Annotated in this window: 22 protein-coding genes and 1 pseudogene; 11 read left to right on the top strand and 12 right to left on the bottom strand. The window is 49.3% G+C overall.

What is annotated here, in order from left to right; translation table 11 throughout:
* Positions 1-6 precede the first annotated feature (6 nt).
* From NWAT_RS14815 to NWAT_RS14825, 3 genes are all read right to left on the bottom strand, one after another.
* Positions 7-570: a YggT family protein gene (locus tag NWAT_RS14815; RefSeq protein ID WP_013221839.1), complete on the bottom strand. Its 564-nt coding sequence runs from the start codon at positions 568-570 to the stop codon at positions 7-9.
* Positions 563-1396: a pyrroline-5-carboxylate reductase gene (gene proC, locus NWAT_RS14820; protein ID WP_013221840.1), complete on the bottom strand. Its 834-nt coding sequence runs from the start codon at positions 1394-1396 to the stop codon at positions 563-565. Before proC ends, NWAT_RS14815 begins: the two co-directional genes overlap by 8 nt.
* 96 nt (positions 1397-1492) lie before the next feature.
* Positions 1493-2188 (bottom strand): YggS family pyridoxal phosphate-dependent enzyme, encoded by a 696-nt coding sequence (locus tag NWAT_RS14825; RefSeq protein ID WP_013221841.1) that lies wholly within the window; start codon positions 2186-2188, stop codon positions 1493-1495.
* Positions 2189-2294: 106 nt separating this feature from the next.
* Here NWAT_RS14825 and NWAT_RS14830 point away from each other — a divergent pair, with 106 nt between their 5' ends.
* Positions 2295-3338: a type IV pilus twitching motility protein PilT gene (locus tag NWAT_RS14830; protein ID WP_013221842.1), complete on the top strand. Its 1044-nt coding sequence runs from the start codon at positions 2295-2297 to the stop codon at positions 3336-3338.
* Between the two features lie 257 nt (positions 3339-3595).
* Here NWAT_RS14830 and NWAT_RS14835 read toward each other — a convergent pair whose 3' ends face one another.
* Genes NWAT_RS14835 through NWAT_RS14845 form a run of 3 tightly spaced genes read right to left on the bottom strand, consistent with a single transcriptional unit; the run spans position 3596 to position 4409 of the window.
* Positions 3596-3781: a hypothetical protein gene (locus tag NWAT_RS14835; RefSeq protein ID WP_041350506.1), complete on the bottom strand. Its 186-nt coding sequence runs from the start codon at positions 3779-3781 to the stop codon at positions 3596-3598.
* Between the two features lies 1 nt (position 3782).
* Positions 3783-4037, bottom strand: coding sequence for a hypothetical protein (locus tag NWAT_RS14840; RefSeq protein ID WP_041350505.1), 255 nt, complete (start codon positions 4035-4037; stop codon positions 3783-3785).
* 9 nt (positions 4038-4046) lie between these two features.
* Positions 4047-4409: a hypothetical protein gene (locus NWAT_RS14845; protein ID WP_041350503.1), complete on the bottom strand. Its 363-nt coding sequence runs from the start codon at positions 4407-4409 to the stop codon at positions 4047-4049.
* Positions 4410-4889: 480 nt separating this feature from the next.
* On the opposite strand from NWAT_RS14845, the gene NWAT_RS14850 reads away from it, so the two are divergent.
* From NWAT_RS14850 to NWAT_RS14865, 4 genes and pseudogenes are all read left to right on the top strand, one after another.
* On the top strand, positions 4890-5183 hold the full coding sequence (locus NWAT_RS14850; protein ID WP_041350806.1) for an IS630 transposase-related protein: 294 nt from the start codon (positions 4890-4892) through the stop codon (positions 5181-5183).
* A gap of 180 nt (positions 5184-5363) precedes the next feature.
* Positions 5364-5705, top strand: a pseudogene (locus tag NWAT_RS14855) (transposase); the annotation flags it as partial.
* Positions 5706-6261: 556 nt separating this feature from the next.
* The gene (locus NWAT_RS14860) at positions 6262-6921 is read left to right on the top strand and encodes a hypothetical protein (protein ID WP_013221843.1); all 660 of its coding nucleotides are present in this window, start codon (positions 6262-6264) and stop codon (positions 6919-6921) included.
* A gap of 326 nt (positions 6922-7247) precedes the next feature.
* A complete protein-coding gene (locus tag NWAT_RS14865) occupies positions 7248-7631 on the top strand; it encodes a hypothetical protein (RefSeq protein WP_013221844.1) in 384 nt (127 codons plus the stop codon).
* A 269-nt stretch (positions 7632-7900) separates the two neighbouring features.
* On the opposite strand, the gene hemE is transcribed toward NWAT_RS14865, so the two are convergent.
* From hemE to NWAT_RS14900, 6 genes are all read right to left on the bottom strand, one after another.
* Positions 7901-8971: a uroporphyrinogen decarboxylase gene (gene hemE / locus NWAT_RS14875; RefSeq protein WP_013221845.1), complete on the bottom strand. Its 1071-nt coding sequence runs from the start codon at positions 8969-8971 to the stop codon at positions 7901-7903.
* Positions 8972-9013: 42 nt separating this feature from the next.
* On the bottom strand, positions 9014-9514 hold the full coding sequence (purE, locus tag NWAT_RS14880) for a 5-(carboxyamino)imidazole ribonucleotide mutase (protein WP_013221846.1): 501 nt from the start codon (positions 9512-9514) through the stop codon (positions 9014-9016).
* A gap of 49 nt (positions 9515-9563) precedes the next feature.
* On the bottom strand, positions 9564-11915 hold the full coding sequence (locus NWAT_RS14885) for a DNA topoisomerase I (RefSeq protein ID WP_013221847.1): 2352 nt from the start codon (positions 11913-11915) through the stop codon (positions 9564-9566).
* Between the two features lie 104 nt (positions 11916-12019).
* On the bottom strand, positions 12020-12499 hold the full coding sequence (locus NWAT_RS14890; RefSeq protein ID WP_002813185.1) for a DUF494 family protein: 480 nt from the start codon (positions 12497-12499) through the stop codon (positions 12020-12022).
* Complete coding sequence (gene dprA, locus NWAT_RS14895) at positions 12496-13602, bottom strand: DNA-processing protein DprA (RefSeq protein WP_013221848.1); 1107 nt, start codon at positions 13600-13602, stop codon at positions 12496-12498. Before dprA ends, NWAT_RS14890 begins: the two co-directional genes overlap by 4 nt.
* A 24-nt stretch (positions 13603-13626) precedes the next feature.
* Positions 13627-14664, bottom strand: coding sequence for a LysM peptidoglycan-binding domain-containing protein (locus NWAT_RS14900; protein WP_013221849.1), 1038 nt, complete (start codon positions 14662-14664; stop codon positions 13627-13629).
* Positions 14665-14926: 262 nt separating this feature from the next.
* On the opposite strand from NWAT_RS14900, the gene def reads away from it, so the two are divergent.
* The 6 genes from def to NWAT_RS14930 all read left to right on the top strand — a co-directional run bounded on the left by def (position 14927) and on the right by NWAT_RS14930 (position 22176).
* Complete coding sequence (def, locus tag NWAT_RS14905; protein ID WP_013221850.1) at positions 14927-15430, top strand: peptide deformylase; 504 nt, start codon at positions 14927-14929, stop codon at positions 15428-15430.
* Positions 15431-15778: 348 nt separating this feature from the next.
* Positions 15779-16750: a methionyl-tRNA formyltransferase gene (fmt, locus tag NWAT_RS14910; RefSeq protein ID WP_013221851.1), complete on the top strand. Its 972-nt coding sequence runs from the start codon at positions 15779-15781 to the stop codon at positions 16748-16750.
* An 18-nt stretch (positions 16751-16768) separates the two neighbouring features.
* The gene (gene rsmB, locus NWAT_RS14915; RefSeq protein WP_013221852.1) at positions 16769-18076 is read left to right on the top strand and encodes a 16S rRNA (cytosine(967)-C(5))-methyltransferase RsmB; all 1308 of its coding nucleotides are present in this window, start codon (positions 16769-16771) and stop codon (positions 18074-18076) included.
* Positions 18054-18647 (top strand): DUF4390 domain-containing protein, encoded by a 594-nt coding sequence (locus NWAT_RS14920; protein WP_013221853.1) that lies wholly within the window; start codon positions 18054-18056, stop codon positions 18645-18647. Before rsmB ends, NWAT_RS14920 begins: the two co-directional genes overlap by 23 nt.
* Positions 18611-20812, top strand: a complete 2202-nt coding sequence (locus tag NWAT_RS14925) for a sensor histidine kinase (protein WP_013221854.1) — start codon at positions 18611-18613, stop codon at positions 20810-20812. Before NWAT_RS14920 ends, NWAT_RS14925 begins: the two co-directional genes overlap by 37 nt.
* Positions 20809-22176 (top strand): sigma-54-dependent transcriptional regulator, encoded by a 1368-nt coding sequence (locus tag NWAT_RS14930; protein ID WP_013221855.1) that lies wholly within the window; start codon positions 20809-20811, stop codon positions 22174-22176. The genes NWAT_RS14925 and NWAT_RS14930 overlap by 4 nt, the downstream gene beginning before the upstream one ends.
* The last annotated feature ends 10 nt before the right edge of the window (positions 22177-22186 follow it).

Genomic DNA, 22186 nt, shown 5'->3' on the forward strand with positions numbered 1-22186 from the left:
CAGCAATTAGATAATGCGGGGAAACCAAGGCTCAATGAGCATGGAGGCCACCTGTAGAGCAATCAAAACTACTAATGGCGACAAATCCAAACCTCCGATGGACGGCACTAAATTCCGGGCGGGCCGTAATAGGGGCTCGGTGAGATCGTATAAGAGTATAGTAACCGGATTATAAGTAGTGGGTGCTACCCAGCTCAGGATAACTTGGATAAAAATGGCGATTTTGAAAACATCAAAGATCAGACCGACTAGATCGCCGATGCTTGCCAGTAACAAAACCGGTAGTGGAGGTACACTTAGAGCCAAGCTTGAGATGATGGTTAATTTAACCATCGTAAGCACGAGAAGCAGGAACAAGGAAGCCGTATCAATATTGCCCATAGGGGGCAAAAAACGGCGCAGAGGACGAAGGAGAGGTTGGGTAATAGTAATCAAAAACTGTGCCACCGGATTACGGGAGTTGGCCCGTACCGATTGCAGTAATAGGCGTAGCATCACCGCCAAAATATAGAGGCTAAAAAGAGTATTAATCAGAAAAATCAAGGGGATAGTTAAATAATCGTTAGGCATGCTTGCTTCCAAGTTCTTGGGCTAGCTCTCGGGCGCGATCGCGGGCAGCTTGCAAGGCGCGAGCGAAGGCTTTCCGGATGTTGGCCTCCTCCAAAGCGGCAATAGCCCGCTCAGTGGTGCCTCCCGGTGAGGTAACTCGCTGCCGCAAGCTGGCGCAGCCTTCTTCGCTTTTCAGGGCCATTTTAGCGGCTCCAAAAGCGGTTTCAAGCGTTAATAAGCGCGCAGTATTGGACTCTAAACCCAAATCGATAGCAGCTTTTTCCATTGCTTCCATCACTAGAAAGAAATAGGCAGGTCCACCGCCCGATAGGGCCGTCACCACCTCCATGAGATTTTCGTCGTTTAACCACAAGGTTAGCCCCACCGCTCGCAGCACGGACTCTGCCGTTTGCCGTTGATTCGGGCTGGTATGGGGATTGGCAAATAAGGCCGTGGCTCCCGCCTGAACCAATGCCGGAGTGTTAGGCATCGCTCGTACGATAGGCGCTGGACCCCCAAGCCAAGCTTCTACATCCGGAGTTCCGATTCCCGCAGCAATAGTGAGCCAAAGGGGCTGGGAAAGGGTAGCCACATTTTTAAGCTGGGTGACTACGCTTCTTAACTGTTGCGGCTTAACCGCCAACACGATTATAGCTGCATCTTGCGCCACCTGGATATTATCGGGCGCGGTATTAACGCCGAAACGCTCATGAAGGGCGTCTAGCTTACGCCGATCTGGATCGGCGACCCAGATGGCTTGGGCATCACGGCCATCGGCAACTAAGCCGCCTATGAGACTCGCCGCCATATTGCCACCACCAATAAAGGCAAGAGTTTGTTCGCTCATGGCCTCACTTTTTGGCTCCATTTCGAATAGTGAGTTTATCCTATAATATGAATGTAAGGCGAATATTACAACAGAGTTTTGCTAAAATGCGCTAGCTTAACGGTCTTTTCTTGGTCGGGAACCGAATATTGCCGTACCGACCCGCACCAGCGTGGCACCTTCCGCAATTGCAGCTTCTAGATCATCCGTCATGCCCATGGATAAACTGTCTAGTGCGAATCCCTTCTGTCGAAGCTCCTCCCATAACTGGTGCAAGGCCCGAAAAGGTCGACGTTGGGCCTCGAAGTCAGAATTGAGGGCAGGTAAAGTCATCAAGCCCCGCAAGGAAAGCTGGGGCATTTCAGTAACCGCTGCGGCTAATTCAGCAAGTTCCTGAGTAGTAGTGCCAGATTTAGAACTTTCACCACTAATATTCACCTGCAAGCAGACATTTAGGGGCGCTAATTCCGGCGGCCGCTGCTGACTCAGGCGCTGAGCAATTTTTAGACGGGCAACGCTATGAACCCAATCAAAGTGGGTGGCAATATCCCGGGTTTTATTGGATTGAATTGGGCCAATGAAATGCCATTCTAAACCTTCCGTTTCCAATTCTTTAATTTTTGGTAAAGCCTCTTGGAGATAGTTTTCTCCAAAAGCCCGCTGTCCACCGACTACTGCAGCGCGGATTGCGGAAACCGGACAGGTTTTACTAGCTGCTACCAGGGATACACTTCCTTCAGAACGACCAAAGCGCCGTTCAGCCTGGGCGATACGAGTGTAAATTTCTGCTAATTGCAGTGCAATTTGGGCCATATTTTGTACTTGCCGCCTCCTCGCTAAGGTTTAACCATTTTAAGTTTGACTGAGCCCAGCCGATATTTCTAATGAAATTGGCAACTCATCAATATTAAGGAAATCTATGGATATCGCTGAACTGCTTGCCTTTAGTGTCAAGAATTCTGCCTCCGATTTACATATCTCGGCGGGACTCCCACCAATGATCCGGGTAGATGGCGACGTGCGCCGAATTAACTTACCGCCTATGGAACACAAGGATGTCCATGCCATGATCTACGATATCATGAATGACAAGCAGCGTAAGGATTATGAAGAATTTCTTGAGACCGACTTTTCCTTCGAAATCCCTGGATTAGCCCGTTTCCGCGTGAATGCGTTCAATCAGAATCGTGGGGCGGCGGCGGTATTCCGCACCATTCCCTCCCAGGTGCTCACCCTTGAAGAACTTGATACTCCCGCCGTATTTAAGGATATTGCCGATAATCCCCGGGGGGTGGTGCTAGTAACTGGACCTACCGGTTCTGGCAAATCGACCACCTTAGCGGCCATGGTAAATTATAAAAACGAGAATGATTTTGCTCACATTTTAACCATCGAAGATCCCATCGAATTTGTCCACGAGAGTAAAAAAAGCCTAATTAATCAACGGGAGGTCCATCGAGATACCCACGGCTTTAGCGAAGCGCTGCGTTCGGCATTGCGGGAAGACCCTGATATTATTCTGGTAGGTGAATTGCGAGATCTTGAAACTATTCGCCTCGCATTGACGGCGGCAGAGACGGGTCATTTAGTCTTTGGCACCTTGCATACCAGTTCCGCAGCCAAGACTATTGATCGTATTATTGATGTATTCCCCGCTGCGGAGAAAGATATGGTGCGCTCTATGCTCTCCGAATCCCTGCGGGCCGTAATTTCTCAGACTCTCCTTAAAAAATTTGGCGGTGGCCGGGTTGCTGCCCACGAGATCATGATTGGCAATCCGGCTATTCGTAATCTCATCCGTGAAGATAAGATCCCTCAAATGTATTCTGCCATCCAAACGGGCCAAGGGGCAGGTATGCAGACTCTGGATCAGTGCCTGTCAGGCTTACTCCGTCGCAATATCGTCACTAAGCAGGAGGCAGCCAAGAAAGCCGTAAACAAAGAGCTTTTCCAGTCGATGTAAATCCATGCAAGGCTCCGGTAGTTAAACTTGAGAGTCTGGTACCTTAGTACGGTACAAAAACAAAGACTTTCTCTAATTTTTTGTTATAGCGATCTTTTTATCAAAAAGGAGGTCAACCCAAAGTCATATCTGCCGTGTTTGTGAGGCGCCATTGGGCAAAGCTCGGCGCAGCGTATCCAACCCCAACCGGATCACACTCCAAGCGCGGCGCTCAAGCGAGCGACCCGCTCTGGATCGGTGATGTGGTGTCTTCGAGGTTAAAACCCCCGGCGCTTCATTACCGCAAACAGGCACTCTGTTTGCCACCGTTGCCGGTAGTCTTCGAGCGCCTGTTCCGGGGCGTGGGCCGTGATGACGATGACCTGTTCCCCACGGGGTGCGCGCGTACCGACAAGGTACAAAGTATGCCCCCATAGGCGCCGTGGCCAATTGAGCACCATCACCTCACCGCTCTGCACGGGCAAAAAGCCGGGTGAGCGGTAGATGGGCGTTACAAGGGCAGTTAGGGGTCTGGGTATTATTTGGAAGGCGCAAGCGAAACCAAATCCCGCGTTGGATGAGATAGGCTAACCACCGATGACCACGGAACTCCCGCTCGGCCGCCAGACACTCAATGCGCTCCGGCGGAAAGCGGCGTAGAAACCGCTCTAGCAGGGCGATACGCTCCTCGGTGGAGGCGTTACCTCTTCTCCCCAGCACCGGTCCACATCAGCAGCACAGATACCCCCCCTCATAGGCTACCGAGAGGACCAGTACGTTAATCAGCCTGCCTCCCAACTGCCAGAGGGTCCGATCCAGGCACAGCACCCACCGCTCGCCCACATCTAGCCAACTCCTCACCAGCACCGCCACCAGCTCAGTTTCAAAAACATGGTGACGAAAAAAACGCTTCACCCGCTGATAAACCCATTCCCGCTGCACTACCGCATCCAAACCCAACACCAGTTGGGTTAAATTCACCACCCGTACTTGAACCATCGCCACTATCAATTGGGCTAAACAGTCAATACGGGCTTGATGACAGGGCAGACAACGCTTACGTTCAAGCTTCAGTAAGTGAGCAGCCATCATGAGGAGATGAACCTTTACTTGGCGGTAAACCGTTCATCATAACCTTATCGCTCTCTTACTGTATAACTCACTGAAAGTGTTAACTATATCCGCGCTTTGTACCGTACTAAAGTCTGGTACTCACGTTTAGGCCGCCCTGAAGGAAAGAAAGCCCTATACAACGCTTTTGAACATCACGTGGTGTGCGTGGCATTGGAGATTGTATGTAATTACAAGCGCAGGACTTGCAGCGGTAACGCCCCTTTGATCTCACGATACCGTTCCTTACCGCCTCGGCACAAAGGCATGGAGCACAATGCATAGAACGGTATCTCAAATCTATCTATAAGTAGCAATGCCTATCTATGAACTCTGCTGATATAGGCTAAGACCCTTACTCCAGTGACTGTGTTTGAGCAGAAAGCTACCCTTCGTTTCATCCACCTTCAGCTTGTCTCTATAGTGATTTGAGATAAGAATCGATCATGCTATCGTGAACCCATGAGGTATTTCTTAGACTTTCGTAAAAATGTGGTGAGCTTTATCGAAGAGGGCGGAAGCCGGAGAGAAGCCGGGCGCCTATTCAAAATATCCCGTAACACACTATATCGCTGGTGGACGAGTGAAGGTTTATGCCCTAAGCGGCATGGGCCTCGTTATCGAAAGCTGGATAAGGCGGCATTAAAGGGCCATGTTCAGGATTATCCTGATGCTAAACTTTCAGAGCGCGGCGCTCACTTTGGCGTTCATACCCGTGCAATTGGGTCCAGTCTGCGCCAGAAAAAAAGCGCGTAGATATGCCGAAAACTGCCCTATGCAAAGGGCGAATTATCTTGCCCGATGGCGCTTCAAAAGTCACGGTCAGGAGAACAGTGTTTATTGTGATGAAAGCGGCTTTGAAAAACACAGCTATCGCCCGCATGGAGGGCACCAGGGGGCCAAAAAATTTAGGGAGATGTAGCGGGAAACAACCGCAAGGAGGTGAACTTCATCATCGCCCAGCGCAGAGAACAAGGGCTGGCACCGGTTATATTCAAAGGCTCTTGCAACACAGCTTGGGTTAATATGTGGCTAAAGGATTTTTTGCTTAAAGAATTAACAAAACCAAGCGTTATTGTGATGGATAATGCCCGCTTTCACAAAAAATCTGATATCAAAGCCATTTTTGAGAAAGCCGGGCATACCTCACTTCCACTCCCAACCTACTCACCCGATGTCAACCCCATTGAACCATCCTTTGCTCTACTCAAAAAACAAAGGCAGTTCTCAGGAGAAAATATCGAAAAACTCATGATGTCACAAAGTTATTTAGTATAACTATAGCATTCTCCTCGCCTCCTCTTCAGTTCTTCTCCTAGGGGCCAAACCCCGTATAATCTTCTATTAACTGCCAAACTGGGGTCAAGCTATTGATTATTGGTTGAATAAACTGCGGTAAACTTAACATATGATTAAAGAGAGGGATAACTTGCGAAAAAGCAGTAATATTTCTCCTACTCCTGCATCTTCTAAAGAGGTAATGTGGTACCCAAAAAAGATCTGACTTATTATTACGGATTATTTCCTTAAGTGAGATTTCTACATTCTTACTGAGGAATACCTAAAAACCCTAGAGCTTTACCAGATACGGGGTTTATTAAGGGAGGACACCATAGAGGGTGAAATAGCGCATCAAGGAGGCAACGCTACAACGAGGGTCAGTTATCAAGGGCAAATGGAATGTAAGTGATAAGCATATGCTGATTTGGACCGGAAGAGCATATTAACTTGCAGCCGTATCGTAATGATGAGATAGCTATGATCTGACCCAAAAATGATCAACCTGCTCTCCTGCTCCGGAGGGGGCGGGCAGACCAGAAAGGCAGGAGTAAAAATGAAGACAGTAATGAAGCAATTATTACAGAGTACCCCTTTTCTTATGGCGACTATCTTTTTCTGCATACCGTATGCGTGGGCGCAGGAGGAAAATCCGGTGCAGGAACCTATGCTTGGCATACCATGCGTGACAAAAGCTAAAGGGTATGTAGTACATTTTACCGCTTATCAACGAGCAGAAAAGGGGGGAAAAGAGGAGGAGGGGAAAAAAAAGCTAGAGTTTGAACGTTTTTGCCATAATTTACCTATCACTGGTACTACGCTGATTACCATTGATCTCGTAGATCACTATACCAGGAGTCGCCCGGTAGCACTCCGGATTGTAGAAACAGCGTCAGGCGAAGAGCAAGGTACGGTAACAGAAACACGCACGTTAGTAGAGCTCCCTGAGAAAAACTACCGTGCTGGCTTGCTGGAAACACAGGTGGATTTTAACAAACGAGGCGTATATGCCGCTGTCCTAACGATAGGGGGGGAAGAGATCAGTATCCCTATCCGGGTAGGGATAAAAGAAGAGGCTTCTTTGGCGCGGCGTTTACTGCCTATCATTTTTGGCATCTTGATACTTGCTGCGCTCGGTTATGCTTTTTACCGTTATAGAAGCACAAAAGGGAAAAAAGCAGAAATGAAGGCTAAAAAAGAAACAGAAGAAAAGTAGGAAGGGAAGGACAAAGATTAATTTATAACCAACATTTTTATCGTATACAGTGCTCCGATCTCCTGGTCACATTAACCTGACAAATAGTATATAAGTATCTCGGTAAAATTTAAGAGAGGAATATACGGTTAATTTTGCATTATTCAACCGTTTCTGCAAACCAGCAAGCCTGAATGAGGAGTGTAGCAGCAGTGATTGGATTAAAAACTTACAATGTTAATTCCTTAAATTTTTATCAGGATACTTAAATAAAGCTTTGCTCTAATTATGGAAATTCCCTGGCCGGGTGATCGGAGTCTATTATTATTAAAATATTAAGGTAAATCATGAAATTAAGGTGGTTAATTCTGGCACCGATGCTATTCTCTACGACTTCATTAGGCGATATGCTTGAAGATCGGGGTATGGTTCAATGGGACGTTGATTCAAGAAATTATTTAGAATGTTCCGAAAAAAATATATTTTTGAGAATACTCTGCGAGCCAGTTGAGTTCGTCGGCAACATGGGGGCTCGCTGGCCCATCAATATCCTTGAAGAAGGCGGATTTGGAGCGATGGATTGGGGGCGTACTGCAGGAGATAAGATTCCCGTATTAGGCCATATTCTAGGCGGGGCAGCAGGACTCGGGGTAGGTGCTTTTAAGGGTGTAGGGGAAGGCTTCATTTATTCATTCCCAGCAGTGCTTGAAAAACCAGGGATAATCGATTAGAAAAACGGATTGCGCTTAAATTCTGCACGCTTAATACTTCCTACATGGATGGGATCGTATGGGAGATACGCTTGCATATAGGATCCTATCGTTGTCTTTAGGGCAATAATCCACCAGTATACATCTTTCCAAAGTAGGAAGGTTATAAAGGTATAACTGCAGAGTAAACTAATAGCCATCAAGGTTAGTTTAGCGATCGAGCAACTCCTCTTTATTATGGAGCATTAGGCATCCTTTTATTAAACACTCCTTTGCTGGAACAAACTCATTCACTTATAGGTATGGTATGGCACACTCAGTTCATGGACCGCATCCACAAGGGCCGTTACTTTCTCAGGCTTTACCGTAGGATGAATTCCATGCCCAAGATTAAAAATATGGCCGCTACCAGCACCATAAGCTTTAATGATTTCGCTTACCTCCCGGCGTACCCGTGCGCTGGAGGCATAAAGCACGCAAGGGTCCATGTTCCCTTGCAGGGCTACTTGCTTTCCTACCCGCATTCGCGCTTTAGCGAGGTCCACGGTCCAATCAACCCCTAGAGCATCACAGCCTGCCTCGACCATTGCCTCCAGCCAAAGCCCTCCCCCTTTGGTAAATAAAATCACTGGTACTTGCCGACCCTCGTTTTCTCGCATTAAGCCCTCCACGATCCGGGCCATATAAGAAAGAGAGAAGTCCTGATAGTCTCGGTGGCTTAACGCTCCACCCCAGCTATCGAAGAGCATTACGGCCTGTGCACCCGCTGCTATCTGGGCGTTAAGATAGACTGTAACAGCCTGGGCAAGAACTTCTAGTAGGTGGTGCATTACCTGAGGTTGCTCAAACATCAGTCCCTTGATTAGGGCAAAATCCTTACTTGATCCTCCCTCCACCATATAGCACGCTAAGGTCCAGGGACTGCCAGAAAAACCGATGAGAGGCACGCGCCCATCTAGCTCTCTTCGGGTTAATCGGAGAGCTTCCATGACATAACCTAAATCCGATTCTGGATCTGGAACCCCAAGGGCAGAGACTTGGTTGTTAGTTCTTACCGGCCGTTCAAAGCGAGGCCCTTCACCTTTGGAAAAATACAGTCCCAACCCCATGGCATGCGGAATGGTGAGAATATCAGAAAAAATAATAGCAGCATCCAGGTCAAAACGGTGCAGCGGTTGCAAAGTCACTTCGCAAGCCAGCTCTGGCGTTGTACATAAGGTCAAAAAATCCCCAGCTTTAGCACGCACTTCCCGATATTCGGGGAGATAACGCCCTGCCTGGCGCATGATCCAAACCGGAGTTCGGTCCACCGGCTGCCGTAACAACGCCCGGAGAAAACGATCATTTTTTAACTCAACCATATGGGTAGTCATCGCTCCACTAAATTAAGACCCTAGGCTATTTCAGGAATGGTGCTCCAGAATATTGGCTTTAGCGAGGATAGCTTCAGCCATGGCTTGGCGATCCGAAAGAAGACGCTGAGCTAGAGCAGTATCTGTGATTCCTAAAATTTGGGCTGCCAAATAAGCGGCGTTTTTTGCTCCTGGCTTACCAATAGCCACGCAAGCCACAGGAACGCCCCCAGGCATCTGTACCGTGGACAATAAAGCATCCATTCCCTTTAATGGCCCCCCCTCCATAGGTACCCCAATTACCGGCTTTAAGGTATTGGCGGCTACGGCGCCGGCAAGATGGGCTGCTAACCCGGCCGCAGCAATAAACACACCACAACCACGGGCATCCGCTTCTTTAACATAATGAGCGGTAGCTTCTGGAGTTCGGTGGGCAGAACTAATCCGCACTTCAAAGGGCACTTCTAATGTTTTTAATACGTCCAAGGTAGCCTGCATAATAGGTAAATCCGATTCCGATCCCATCAGCACAGCAACAAAAGGGTTGTTCATCTATAATCCTCTTACAAAATAAAAACTTAACTCTATCTTGGCAGGAAATTCAGCCTTTAGCTTTCTTCCGGCTTCCAGCTTTACGGCGCGCTCGTTTCACCGGTGCTTCATGGATAAGGGTTTGCGCTTGTTCCAGACTAAGCTCCTCAGGCGCTTGCTCCTTGGGAACGCGGACGTTGCGCTCGCCATCAGTTACATAAGGGCCGTAACGCCCATTAAGCACTTGAATTCCACTATCGGGAAACACCTTAATCACCCGATTAGCATCAGCCTGTCTCTTCTCCTCGATAAGCACTAGCGCCCGTTCCAAAGGAATAGTATGGGGATCTTCTCCCCGCAGAGAAACATATTTATTATCGTATTTTACATAAGGCCCAAAGCGCCCAATATTAACGCTAACTCGTTCGCCTCCCGGTGTAAATCCCAGCTCTCGCGGTAATTTAAACAATGCCAACGCTTCTTCTAAGGTGATAGCATCCATTTTTTGGCCTGGCTGCAAACCGGCAAAGCGGGGCTTTTCTTCATCCTCCTTGGAACCAATCTGGATATAAGGTCCATAACGTCCCATGCGCACCGATACCGGACGGCTACTTTGGGGATCAACTCCTAATTCCCGAGCCTGGACGGCTTCTTCCCGACTAACGTTTTGTTCTTTTTCTTGTATCCGTGCAGAAAATGGCCCCCAAAATTCCTCCAACACTGGAATCCACACTTTCTCCCCACGAGAAATGGCATCTAGTTCATCTTCTAAGCGAGCGGTGAAATCATAGTCTACATAAGGATTAAAATGCTCCGTCAGAAAGCGGTTAACGACCCGTCCCACATCCGTTGGCTGGAAACGCTTGCTTTCCAAGACAGTGTAATCCCGTTGCTGGAGGGTTGAAATGATAGTGGCATATGTAGATGGGCGCCCAATACCAAATTCTTCCAAGGCACGCACCAGACTAGCCTCGGTATAGCGGGGTGGCGGCTCGGTGAAATGCTGCTCCGGGCGTATCTGTAACAGCGCTACTCTATCTCCTTCCTTCATGGGAGGCAACTTCCGCTGTTCCTCTTCCCCCTTGGCATCATCCCGACCTTCCTGATATACGGCCATAAAGCCGGGATCAACCACCGTCGAACCGGTAGCCCGGAAAATATTGCCGCGGGCATCCTCTCCCCTTTCTGGCGCTGCCTTTTGAGTGTCCAAATCTACCGCCACAGCATCAATGGTGGCATGATTCATCTGGCAAGCAATCGTGCGGCGCCAAATAAGCTGATAAAGCTTGAACTGTTCGGGTTTTAGGTAGGGTTTGAGTGCCTCGGGAACCCGGTATACCGACGTAGGCCGGACAGCTTCATGGGCTTCTTGAGCATTCTTGGCCCGGGTTTTAAAGGTCCTCGATTTAACCGGTAAGCTATTTTGTCCAAACCGCTCTGCAATGAAATTGCGAATTTCTCCCACGGCCTCATTCGCCAGATTGACCGAATCAGTTCGCATATAAGTAATCAAGCCCATCGCCCCATCCCCAATATCAACCCCTTCATAGAGCTGTTGGGCTACGCTCATAGTCCGCTTAGCAGAAAAACCAAGCTTACGGGAGGCTTCCTGCTGTAACGTGGAAGTAATGAAGGGTGCTGCTGGATTGCGGCGGCGCTGCTTACGCTCTACCTTGATCACCCACAACTCGCCTGCTGCCGCCTTGGTCAGCCGTTCCACAAGCGCCAAAGCCTGATCTTTATTTTCAATATCAAACTGGGTTAGTTTTCTACCATCCAAATGGGTTAGTTTGGCAACAAATGGCTGCTTGGCTGCCGCTGCATCTGCCTCCAACGTCCAATACTCTCGAACTTTAAAGGCATCTATCTCTTTCTCCCGCTCGCAGATTAAACGCAGTGCTGGGCTTTGTACCCGTCCAGCAGACAGGCCGCGGCGAATCTTTTTCCAGAGTAGCGGAGAGAGATTAAACCCTACCAGATAATCTAAAGCGCGCCGTGCCTGCTGGGCATTAACCAAATCCAAGGAAATATCACGAGGATGAGCGACAGCCTCGTTAACCGCCTGTGAGGTAATTTCGTAGAACACTACTCGCTGGATAGCTTTATCCTCCAAGACCCCCTCCTCCTTAAGAAGCTCGAGAAGGTGCCAAGAAATCGCCTCCCCTTCCCTATCTGGATCAGTGGCAAGAAGAAGAGAATCAGCACTTTTCAATGCCTTGGCAATAGCATTTACATGACGACCATTCTTTTCAATGGCCTGATACTTCATTTTAAACCCATGCTCAGGATCGACCGCGCCCTCCTTGGGCATCAAATCCCGCACGTGTCCATAGGAAGCCAGCACTTCAAAGTTTTTCCCCAAATATTTCTTAATAGTTTTAGCTTTGGCTGGGGACTCCACAACAACCACATTTTTACTCATTGACTATCCTCTGAAAACTCAAAGCCCGCAGAACGCGGGCATCAAGCAAACTCATAAGGCTAGTTCCCGCGCGCTCTCGGCGCGAGGCCAAGCAAACCCAAGCATCAATGCAGAAGATCGCTGACCTCATCAAAAACCAAATCTTCCATCCAGGCGTAGGCTGCCTCCTGCCCTGGCTGATGAGATAACACCATCAGAATAACCCACTTAAGATGCTCCAAGTCAAAATCTTCCGCCTCTAACGCCATCACCCGATCAATAATTAATTCCCGGGTCATGGAATCCAACACGCCAACTTGCTCTAAAAATAATAGAAAACCACGGCATTCCGTGTCTAATTTCTCTTTCTCGTGCAGCGTAAAGATACGAATCGATGAGTTGGTTACCGGAAACCGCCGTGGCTCGCTTTGCTGTAACAAGGCTAGCCCTTCCAACCAATCAAACGCCTTACCTATTTCGGCATGGTGAAAACCCGCTTCTGTTAGCTCTACTTCCAATGATTCCTTCGTGGGCTGAGACTCAACCTCGCTATCCATATAGTTCTGAAATAGGTACATCAACACATCGAGCACATTTTCTTTCATGATTGGCCCTCTTTACCGCATCGGAGGTAGTGTCCTCCAGGCAATGCCGTGATGCAGCCTTGTAACTCTAATACTAAAAGCATGGAGGAAACCGCTTCTGCCGTCAATCCACAGCGCTCAACCAAGCGATCTATGGGAAGAGGATCATAGCCTAAGCACTCCAATAGCAACCGATATTCTGGATCATCCGTCGATGCCTCTATTTCCTTAGGCGATTCCTGGAATTGTAGGTTCGGTATTGCGCCTGCTAAAGCTCCTAATTCCTCCCAAATATCTTGGGCAGCTTCCACTAGCTTGGCGCCCTCTCGGATAAGATGATGGCAACCCCGAGCGAGGGGATTATGGATAGAACCAGGGATAGCAAATACCTCCCGCCCCTGTTCCGCGCCTAAACGGGCCGTAATGAGAGAGCCACTTTGTAAAGCGGCTTCAACCACGAGAATGCCCCAGCTAAGACCACTGATAAGCCGGTTGCGGCGTGGGAAATTCCGGGGTAGCGGAGGAGTTCCAATGGGGAATTCCGATACTAATGCCCCGCTCTCGGCAATGGCGTGAGCCAAGGCATGATGCCGAGCCGGATAAACTCTGTCTAGCCCTGTTCCCGCCACAGCTATCGTCGCCGCTTTTGCAGCTAGCGCTCCCTCATGGGCGGCGGCATCAATACCAAGCGCCAGTCCGCTACTAATCACTAAACCTGAATTGGCCAGATAGGTAGCAAACTGCGCAGCTGTTTCAGCCCCCGCAGGAGAAGGATTACGGCTGCCCACAATGGCTAGTTGAGGTAAAGAAAGCAGAGACGGATCACCATGAATAAACAAGACGGGAGGCGGATCGGGAATCTCCCGTAGTAGCTGCGGATACTCTGGATCGGCCAAAGTGAGTAAATAATGGTCTGGCTGCTCCAGCCATTTTAGATCCTGCTCTACCGCTTTCCAATCAGGTTGCCGCAAATAATGCCGGACTTCACCGCTAAGGCCCGCCACCCGTTCCGGGGCAGCGAATATGGCAGCCGGTGAGCCATATTTCTCCAAGAGCCGGCAAAAACTAATACTGCCGACGCCAGGAGCGCGGTGCAGGGCGAGCCAGTAGGCTCGTTCATCCATGGACACGCCAAGCGGAGCTATGATTTATGGATTGCGGACAACATCATACACATGAATGGCTCGTTCCGCCCCCATCATCAACCCATAACTAATATGATCAAAAGCGCGAAAAACCATGATCATCCCTGCTCGCTCATCAGGTAACCGGACTTTATCCTCTGGTAAACGGCTGATGGGATCGCGCACAACTCTGCCTGCCTGGTATACGGCAAGCACCGTCCCTTTTTCCACGCCATCCTCAGCACCCAAATCCAACGCTACAGCCTGATACTGACCAATCTGTGAGACTCCATCTATCACAGCGATAATTTTACCTTCTACGGGAATCCGTGGGGCATGGGGCAAAAAATGCTGCTCAAATTCTAGGTCATTGGCTGGCAAGAGACGATCCCCGACTAATACTTCCCGGGTAGAGTTTTGAATACTCAGGATAGCGGGATCACCAAATCGCTGTACATTAGCGTCAGCAATAAAAAGAGCCTCATAGCCTAAAATTGTAGAGGGATGATCCGGATCGCGGTAGACTTCCCCCCCACGATAAATCCCATATTTCATTGTAGCCGACTTGCTTAGGCTGCGGACATAAACGTCATCTCCTGCCCCTAAAATCAAACGCTCCTCAGCTCCCGCTACTACATAGGGGGCATTATCCAGAGCCTCTTTACTGACCACTTGGGGATGCAACAAGAACTGCTGGATAGCATCAATGGGGATAGTGGGAATCGCCTTTTCCAGCTTGCTAGTTCGAACCGTCGGCGACATCTTATAGCCAGGAAGCCCTCGCTGAAGTTCCAATACAGGGTCACCATTTTCACGGTAGCTTAAAAAAATAATATCGCCGGGGTAGATCAAGTGAGGATTATTAATTTGCTGATTAACCTCCCAAATATCCGGCCAACGCCAGGGATCTCGTAAAAAGCGGCCTGCAATATCCCACAGAGTATCGTCACGAACCACCTCATAGCGTTGGGGAGCATCTGGATTAAGGGTCACCGGCTCTCCCCAAACCCCACTTGCCATGGCGCATAAAAACATGATACTTATTAATTTTTTAAGATTCATTGGCTTCTCTGAATAAACCTTAGCGGAGTCCAACGATAACTGCGGGCCAAGGGAAGATACTCATCCTCGGCGGCCCAGTAGCACCGTTACCGAAATATCAAGTATTATGGCGACATGGAACCTTTGTACTTTAGCATTGCCAAAAAATAGTAATGGCGCGAAAAGGCTTCTCCCGTGACCGACATTTATGAGAAAGTAACAAAAGGCGTTAATTTTTTATCCTATAGTTAAGAACACTGACATTATTTTTGGTTAAAGTCCTATGGCAAGACTGAACATACTACATTACCCGGATCCTCGATTACGGCGGAAGGCTCAGCCCGTAGCTGTCGTTGATAAATCGATAAGAAAGCTTGCCGATGATATGCTGGAAACGATGTATCAGGCTCCCGGTATTGGACTTGCGGCAATTCAAGTCAATGTTCCTAAACAAGTAGTGGTTATTGATATTTCCGAGGATAAATCCTCCCCGCTAGTTCTCATCAATCCTGAAATTATAGCACGGCAAGGAAAAGCTGAAAGCGAGGAAGGATGTTTATCAGTACCTGAAATCTTTGAACCGGTTACCAGGGCCGCAGAGATTACTGTCCACTACTTAGACCGGGAGGGCCAAAAACAAGAACTTCAAACCCAGGAGTTGCTCGCCACATGCATTCAGCATGAGCTAGATCACTTGGAAGGAAAGCTTTTTATCGATTATTTCTCCACTCTCAAACGCCAGCGTATCCGGAAAAAAGCGGAAAAACGGCAGCGTCTATCTGCTTAAAAACTGTTCAAAGTAGTAATTTCGTGCCGGAACTAGCCGAATCATGCTCGCAAAGTGTAGTATATAAGTGCTCGGAAGGAGTTGTACTAAAGTTTCCCTTAACCTCACACGTTAGTGCCCAAGAACAGTTTTAAAACCGCTTCTTATTGAGGTAAAGGGTAGCTCCATCCTCCCCCAGAATCTTCTTCCTTAATTGTTAGGGCCAACACCTTCTTAAGTTAGGCGCTAGGAAGGATAAAATACAACTTTGTCTTTGCTGCATGCTAGGCGCCACCTTTATAGCCAAAAGCCAACAAAGTAAACTCTATTCATCAACGTTACTGCATTATCCAACGCAGATAATTCATAATGGCTGCACCGCCGTACATCGTTTTTGCTGGAACACCGGTATTTGCCGCTGTCGCCCTACGCCGACTCCTTGAAACCGGATATCGAATTGGAGCGGTTTATACTCAACCTGATCGCCCCAGCGGCCGGGGACGGCGACTCGTCCCAAGCCCAGTTAAAGATATCGCTATCACTCACCAGCTTCCCCTTTATCAACCGGCTACTTTAAAAGATAAGGCATCCCAGACTCAGCTCGCGGCACTGGCGCCAGATCTTATGGTTGTCGCCGCCTATGGTCTTATTCTGCCCACAGCAGTGCTCCAAATTCCCCCTCTAGGATGCATCAACATCCACGCCTCCTTGCTGCCTCGCTGGCGGGGCGCTGCCCCTATTCAACGGGCCTTACTGGCTGGAGACAAGGAAACAGGTATTAGTATCATGCAAATGGATGCAGGCTTGGATACGGGCCCGGTGCTTCATACCGCCCGTTATCCTATACAGCCAAAAGATACGGCTGCCATCGTCCATGATCAGCTTGCCGAGTTGGGAGCCGAAGCTTTATTGCAGTGCTTGCCTTCCTTGCTCGAAAAGAAAGCAAACACCGCTGTTCTTCAAGACGAAAGCCGAGCCTGTTATGCGCCTAAAATACGTAAGGAAGAAGCCTGGCTCGATTGGTCTCAGCCGGCAATATTTCTTGAACGCCAGGTGCGGGCCTTTAATCCTTGGCCGGTGGCGCAAACTCAGATCGAGGGGCGAATTCTGCGGGTATGGTCAGCAACGGCCCTCGCTAAAACGACCCATGTCCTACCTGGTACTCTTCTAGCAGTCCACAAAACAGGGATTGATATAGCTACTGGCAACGGCACCTTGCGCCTGCTTGAAGTACAGCCGGCAGGTAAGCGGGTCATGACGGTCCAAGCTTATCTCAGTGCCCATCTTCTTACGCCAGGTACCGTGTTGGTAAAAAGCCCAGGCAAAACCAAATCGCCTTAACTTACCAAAATCCTAGCTGTGGCTAAATCAGCAAATACGCGAATAATAGCAACCAGTGTACTGGTGCGGGTGCTCGATCAGGGGCGCTCTCTCACTGGGGTTCTACCGCCAGCGATGGCGCATCTACCGGCACGGGAGCAAGCCTTTACCCAAACCTTATGCTATGGAGTTGTACGATGGCTCCCCCGGCTTGACTATCTGGTCCAGAAGCTTCTACATAAGCCGTTACGAGCACGCGACAGGGATCTTTATGCCTTGCTGCTTTTGGGGCTATACCAGCTAACGGAGCTAGGTATTCCCTCCTATGCGGCTTTGTCTGAAACCGTCAACGCCGCCGAAAACCTGGGTAAGCCATGGGCTAAAAAGATGCTCAACGGGACCCTCCGTGCGTACTTACGCAATGAAACCGCCCTACAAGCTCAGGTGGCTACCCATGAAGCAGCTCATACCGCTCACCCTCAGTGGCTCTTGGACACTATCCGCCATTCCTGGCCAGATCATTGGCCTCAAATTATTACGGCCAACAATAACCATCCTCCTCTCAGCCTGCGTATTAACCGTCTCCAAAACAATCGGGAAAACTATCTGCGGGAACTGAGGCGCAATGATATCAAAGCCTGGCCTATTCCCCATACGGAAAGTGGAGTCATACTAGAGCAGCCCCGCCAAGTCACCACCTTGCCAGGTTTTCTTAAGGGTCAAATTTCCGTCCAGGATGGTGCCGGACAGCGAGCTGTTCCCTTATTGGCCCTGGCCCCAGGGCAACGAGTATTGGATGCTTGCGCAGCCCCTGGGGGTAAAACTAGCCATATTCTGGAGCTTGAACCTCAATTAGCAACCCTCCTTGCTTTGGATTTAGATGCGACCCGGTTAGGGAGACTGGAGAATAATCTTAAGCGATTGCAACTAAAGGCTGAGGTGATCCAAGGCAATGCGCTCCAACCTGACGCGTGGTGGGATGGAATTCCCTTTGATCGAATTTTACTAGATGCTCCCTGCTCAGGCAGCGGAGTCATCCGCCGCCACCCCGACATCAAAGTACTACGACGAGAAAGTGATATTCTTCCCTTGGCGGTCCTGCAAAAACGCTTATTATCAGCCCTATGGCCACTGCTCGCACCAGGAGGCATGCTACTTTACTGTACTTGCTCCATATTGCCCATAGAGAACGAGCGGCAAATTCATGAGTTTCTTCTTTCCCACCCCGAAGGACAAGAGCGGCCATTGGAGGTTCCGTGGGGCCTGCCGCAAACAGTTGGACGGCAACTACTGACCGGCACGGAAGAACTGGACGGGTTCTATTATGCTTGCCTGGAGAAACGCTAAAGCCAGCTTTCCTTGGTGCCATCTCGGGCTGGTATTCCTGGGCCTGCTGTTTGGCGCGCATTGTAACGCAAGCGAGTCATTTAATATTCGTTCGGCTAGCACCCAGCTCGTTAAAGGTGTCTATCGTCTCCGTGCCCAAATCAATTACCCTCTGAGCGAAGATGTAAAAAATGCTATTGAAAGCGGCATTCCTCTCATCATCAATCAAGAAATTGAGGTCCTGCGACTTCGACAGTGGCTCTGGCCGAAGACTATTAAACGTATCATCCTTCGTCATCAGCTAAAATATCATGCCCTATCAGAGCAATTTGTCCTGACTTACTTAAACCAAGGCAAACAACGAACCTATCCCAACCTGAGCGCAGCTATCAAGCAACTTAGTACAATTAAGAACTGTCCATTGATCACTCGTGGAGAACTGGATCTTCACCAAAACTACCGGATTCGCCTGAGAACAAGCTTGAGCATCAAGGATTTACCGGCCCCTATGCGGCCGCTAGCCTACTTATCCCCTCAATGGTACCTAGACAGCCCATGGTTCAGTTGGTTACTCGAATTGCCGGACATCTAAACTACGGCTATATCCGCTACCTCACCTTGGGGGGGCTTCTCCTACTCTCTTTTTATCTGCTAGCTGCTGCTCTCGAAGATTCGGCTCATTTCGGCCGCCTTTACCTCATCGTACTTGGGGTTAATATCCTGGCCCTGTTACTGTTGCTCTTTTTTATTGGCTCTAATCTGATCCGCCTAATTAGAGAATACCGAGAACGCCAGCCTGGTTCGCGGCTCACTGTACGGGTAGTCGCTATGTTTATTTCCCTAACCTTCATTCCCTTGATCATTGTGTTTTCCTTCTCATTACAATTTTTACACCGAGGCATTGAAAGCTGGTTTAATGTGCAAGTGGAAAAAGCCCTTGAAGATTCCTTAGAGCTGAGCCGCACCGCCTTTGGGATTCGAATGCGAACTTTACTCAAACAAACCCAATTAATGGCGGCCACCTTAGCTGAATTACCGCTAGAAAAAGCGACTTACAGTCTCCAGGAGCTCCGCTATATTAGCGGTGCTCATGAGCTAACTTTGCTTAATACCCGCGGGCAAGTTATTACCTCAGCTACCCACGATCCTGAGACCATTGTCCCAGACCACCCTAATGATGTTATCTTATTTCAGCTCCGCCAAGGACAAGACTATGTTGCCCTAGATCCCGTTGGCAACTCAGGGCTGCATTTGCGGGCCGTGGTTAACTTGCCGGCTACGCGAACCGACACCGGAGCATTGATTTTACAGGCCCTATTTCCTATAGCAGACCGATTAAGTACCTTAGCCGATAGCGTTCAAGATGCCTACGATCAATACAAACAGCTGGCCTACCTGCGCAGGCCCCTTATCTACAGCTTCACCTTGACACTCTCTCTAATCGTGCTCCTCACGCTGCTGGCAGCCGTATGGACAGCATTTTTTCTAGCGCGGCGCCTGGCCTCCCCGGTAACGGATCTCGCCCAGGGCACCCGGGCCGTTGCTAGGGGTGACTACGACACTCAATTACCCTCCCATAGTCACGATGAATTGGGATTTCTTGTGGACTCCTTCAACCAAATGACGCGACGCTTGAGTCAGGCCCGGGATGCCGCCCACGCTAGCCAGCAACAACTAGAGAAGCAGCGGCGCTATTTAAAAGCCGTACTAGGTAGTTTATCTTCCGGGGTTATTACCCTGGATAATGCGCAACGGATTCGCACCGCCAATATTACCGCGGGAGAAATTCTCAGCGTAGATCTCCACCGCTACACTGGACAAGTTCTAGAGAGGATCGCTCGCCATCATCCAGAAGTACAGGAATTTATCGAATTGCTCCACCCCTACCTAAAAAGCTGCCATCAGGAATGGCGCAAGGAAATCATCCGGCATCAGGAAAACGGCCGTCAATTTCTTATGTGCCGAGGCGCTCCCCTGCCAGGCGATGCCGGTCAAGTAATTGTATTTGACGATGCCACCGCCTTTGTCCAAGCGCAGCGGAACGCAGCCTGGGGCGAAGTCGCCCGACGCCTGGCCCATGAGATTAAAAACCCACTTACACCTATCCAACTCTCCGCGGAACGGCTGCGACGCAAGTATCTTAAATGTTTGCCCGCTGATCAGATCCAGCCCTTAGATCGATTAACCCATACCATTATTGCCCAGGTAGAGGCTATGAAAGAGATGGTGAATGCTTTTTCCGAGTATGCTCGTAACCCAGCCCTACAACAGCAATCATTGGATTTCAATAGCCTGGTTAAAGAGGTATTGGAACTTTACCGAGGTGACGAGAATAAATTATATATCGAGGCCCAACTGGCCCCCCAGCCCCTTTGGCTGCTGGCCGATCCCAGCCGCCTACGCCAACTGCTCCATAATTTGCTCAAAAATGCACTTGAGGCCATGGCTAATTCTCCAAAAACTCCTCACATTACCGTCCAAACCCGCCACCGTGAAGTCAAAAAACGGGAGTGGGTAGAGCTTCAAATTATCGATCAAGGCCCCGGCATCCCTCCTGAATTATGTCAAAATTTATTTGAACCCTACGTTTCCACACGTCCTAAGGGAACAGGATTAGGACTGGCTATTGTCAAACGTATTGTAGAGGAGCAAGGAGGCTATGTTTCGGCCAAAAATCTTCCTGGCGGGGGTGCCTGTCTCATCATCCAATTGCCCTGCCAAACGGCCTCGCAACCTCTCTTGGAGATACACCGATGACAATACCCCATATTCTAGTGGTGGACGATGAACCTGATATTCGGGTCTTAATTCGTGAAATTCTAGAAGACGAGAACTACCGGGTGAGCATCGCTGAAAATGGCGCCATCGCCCGCCAAGTATGGCAAAACGATCCCCCTGATCTTATCTTGCTGGATATCTGGATACCAGATATTGACGGTATTAGCCTGCTACGGGAATGGATACAAGGCCGCCCTAAGGGCGCGCCCGTCATTATGATGTCAGGGCACGGTACAGTAGAAACTGCTGTCCAAGCAACCCGCCTAGGCGCTGTTGACTATATTGAAAAACCACTTTCCATGGCCAAATTATTGCTTACGGTGGAAAAAGCCCTCGCAGTCTCCCATGAGCTCGCCTCTCCCAGCAAAATAGGTGAATGCTCCACCTCCCCTCCAGAACCCGTGGGTAAGAGCCTGCTGATGACCAAACTACGGGAGCAGGCACGGCGCATGGCCGACGATGAGGCTCCCATATTGCTCATCGGAGAACCAGGAAGCGGCAAGAATTTATTTGCTCAATACCTTCATGCCGCCTGCCCTTCCAAAAGCAAAGGCCCGTTTACTGCGATCAATATTGCCAGTTTGAAATGGGAGTCCCAGGATTTGGAACTGTTTGGGGAAAGCTTGAATCACCAGGATCAACCTGGAATATTATTAGAACGAGGGAGTAGGGGCACTGTATTTCTCAATGGGATAGAAGCGCTAAGCCCGGCCAGTCAACGCCGATTATATGGCCTTATTAACGCTGCCGCCTCTAGGGGGATGGTAACTTTAGAACAACGTCTGCCACGCTTGGTGGCCGCCACTAGTATAGATTTGCGCCAACTTGTTGATACTGGACGCTTTCAGGAAGATCTTTTCTATCAACTTAGTGTTCTACCCTTACCTATTCCGCCGCTCCGAGAGCACCCTGAAGATATCCCCGAATTGCTTAATTATTTTGTTAACCTCCTGGTAGAACAAGAAGGCTACCCTTACCGTCATTTTAGCGTTGCTGCTCAAAATCGCCTCCGCAATTATAATTGGCCGGGCAATGTTCAGGAGTTACGTAATTTAGTCTGGCGCTTGCTGGTTATTGGCGGTGGAACAGAAATTGATTTAGCTGAAGTTGAAGCCAGTCTCGAACCTATTTTGATCACGGGCACTCCCCTTCCCATTGATCTGGGACTCCCACTGCGAGAAGCTCGAGAGCAATTTGAGCGGCTTTATCTGGAGCATAAATTACGGGAGACAGGAGGCAATGTGGGCAAGGCCGCAAAATTAGTCGAAATGGAACGGACCCATCTATACCGTAAGCTGCGGGCCCTGGGAATTGATGCTAAGCAATTGGGAAATCAAGAATAATTAACCCACT

This window comes from Nitrosococcus watsonii C-113, assembly GCF_000143085.1.
GTDB lineage: Bacteria > Pseudomonadota > Gammaproteobacteria > Nitrosococcales > Nitrosococcaceae > Nitrosococcus > Nitrosococcus watsonii.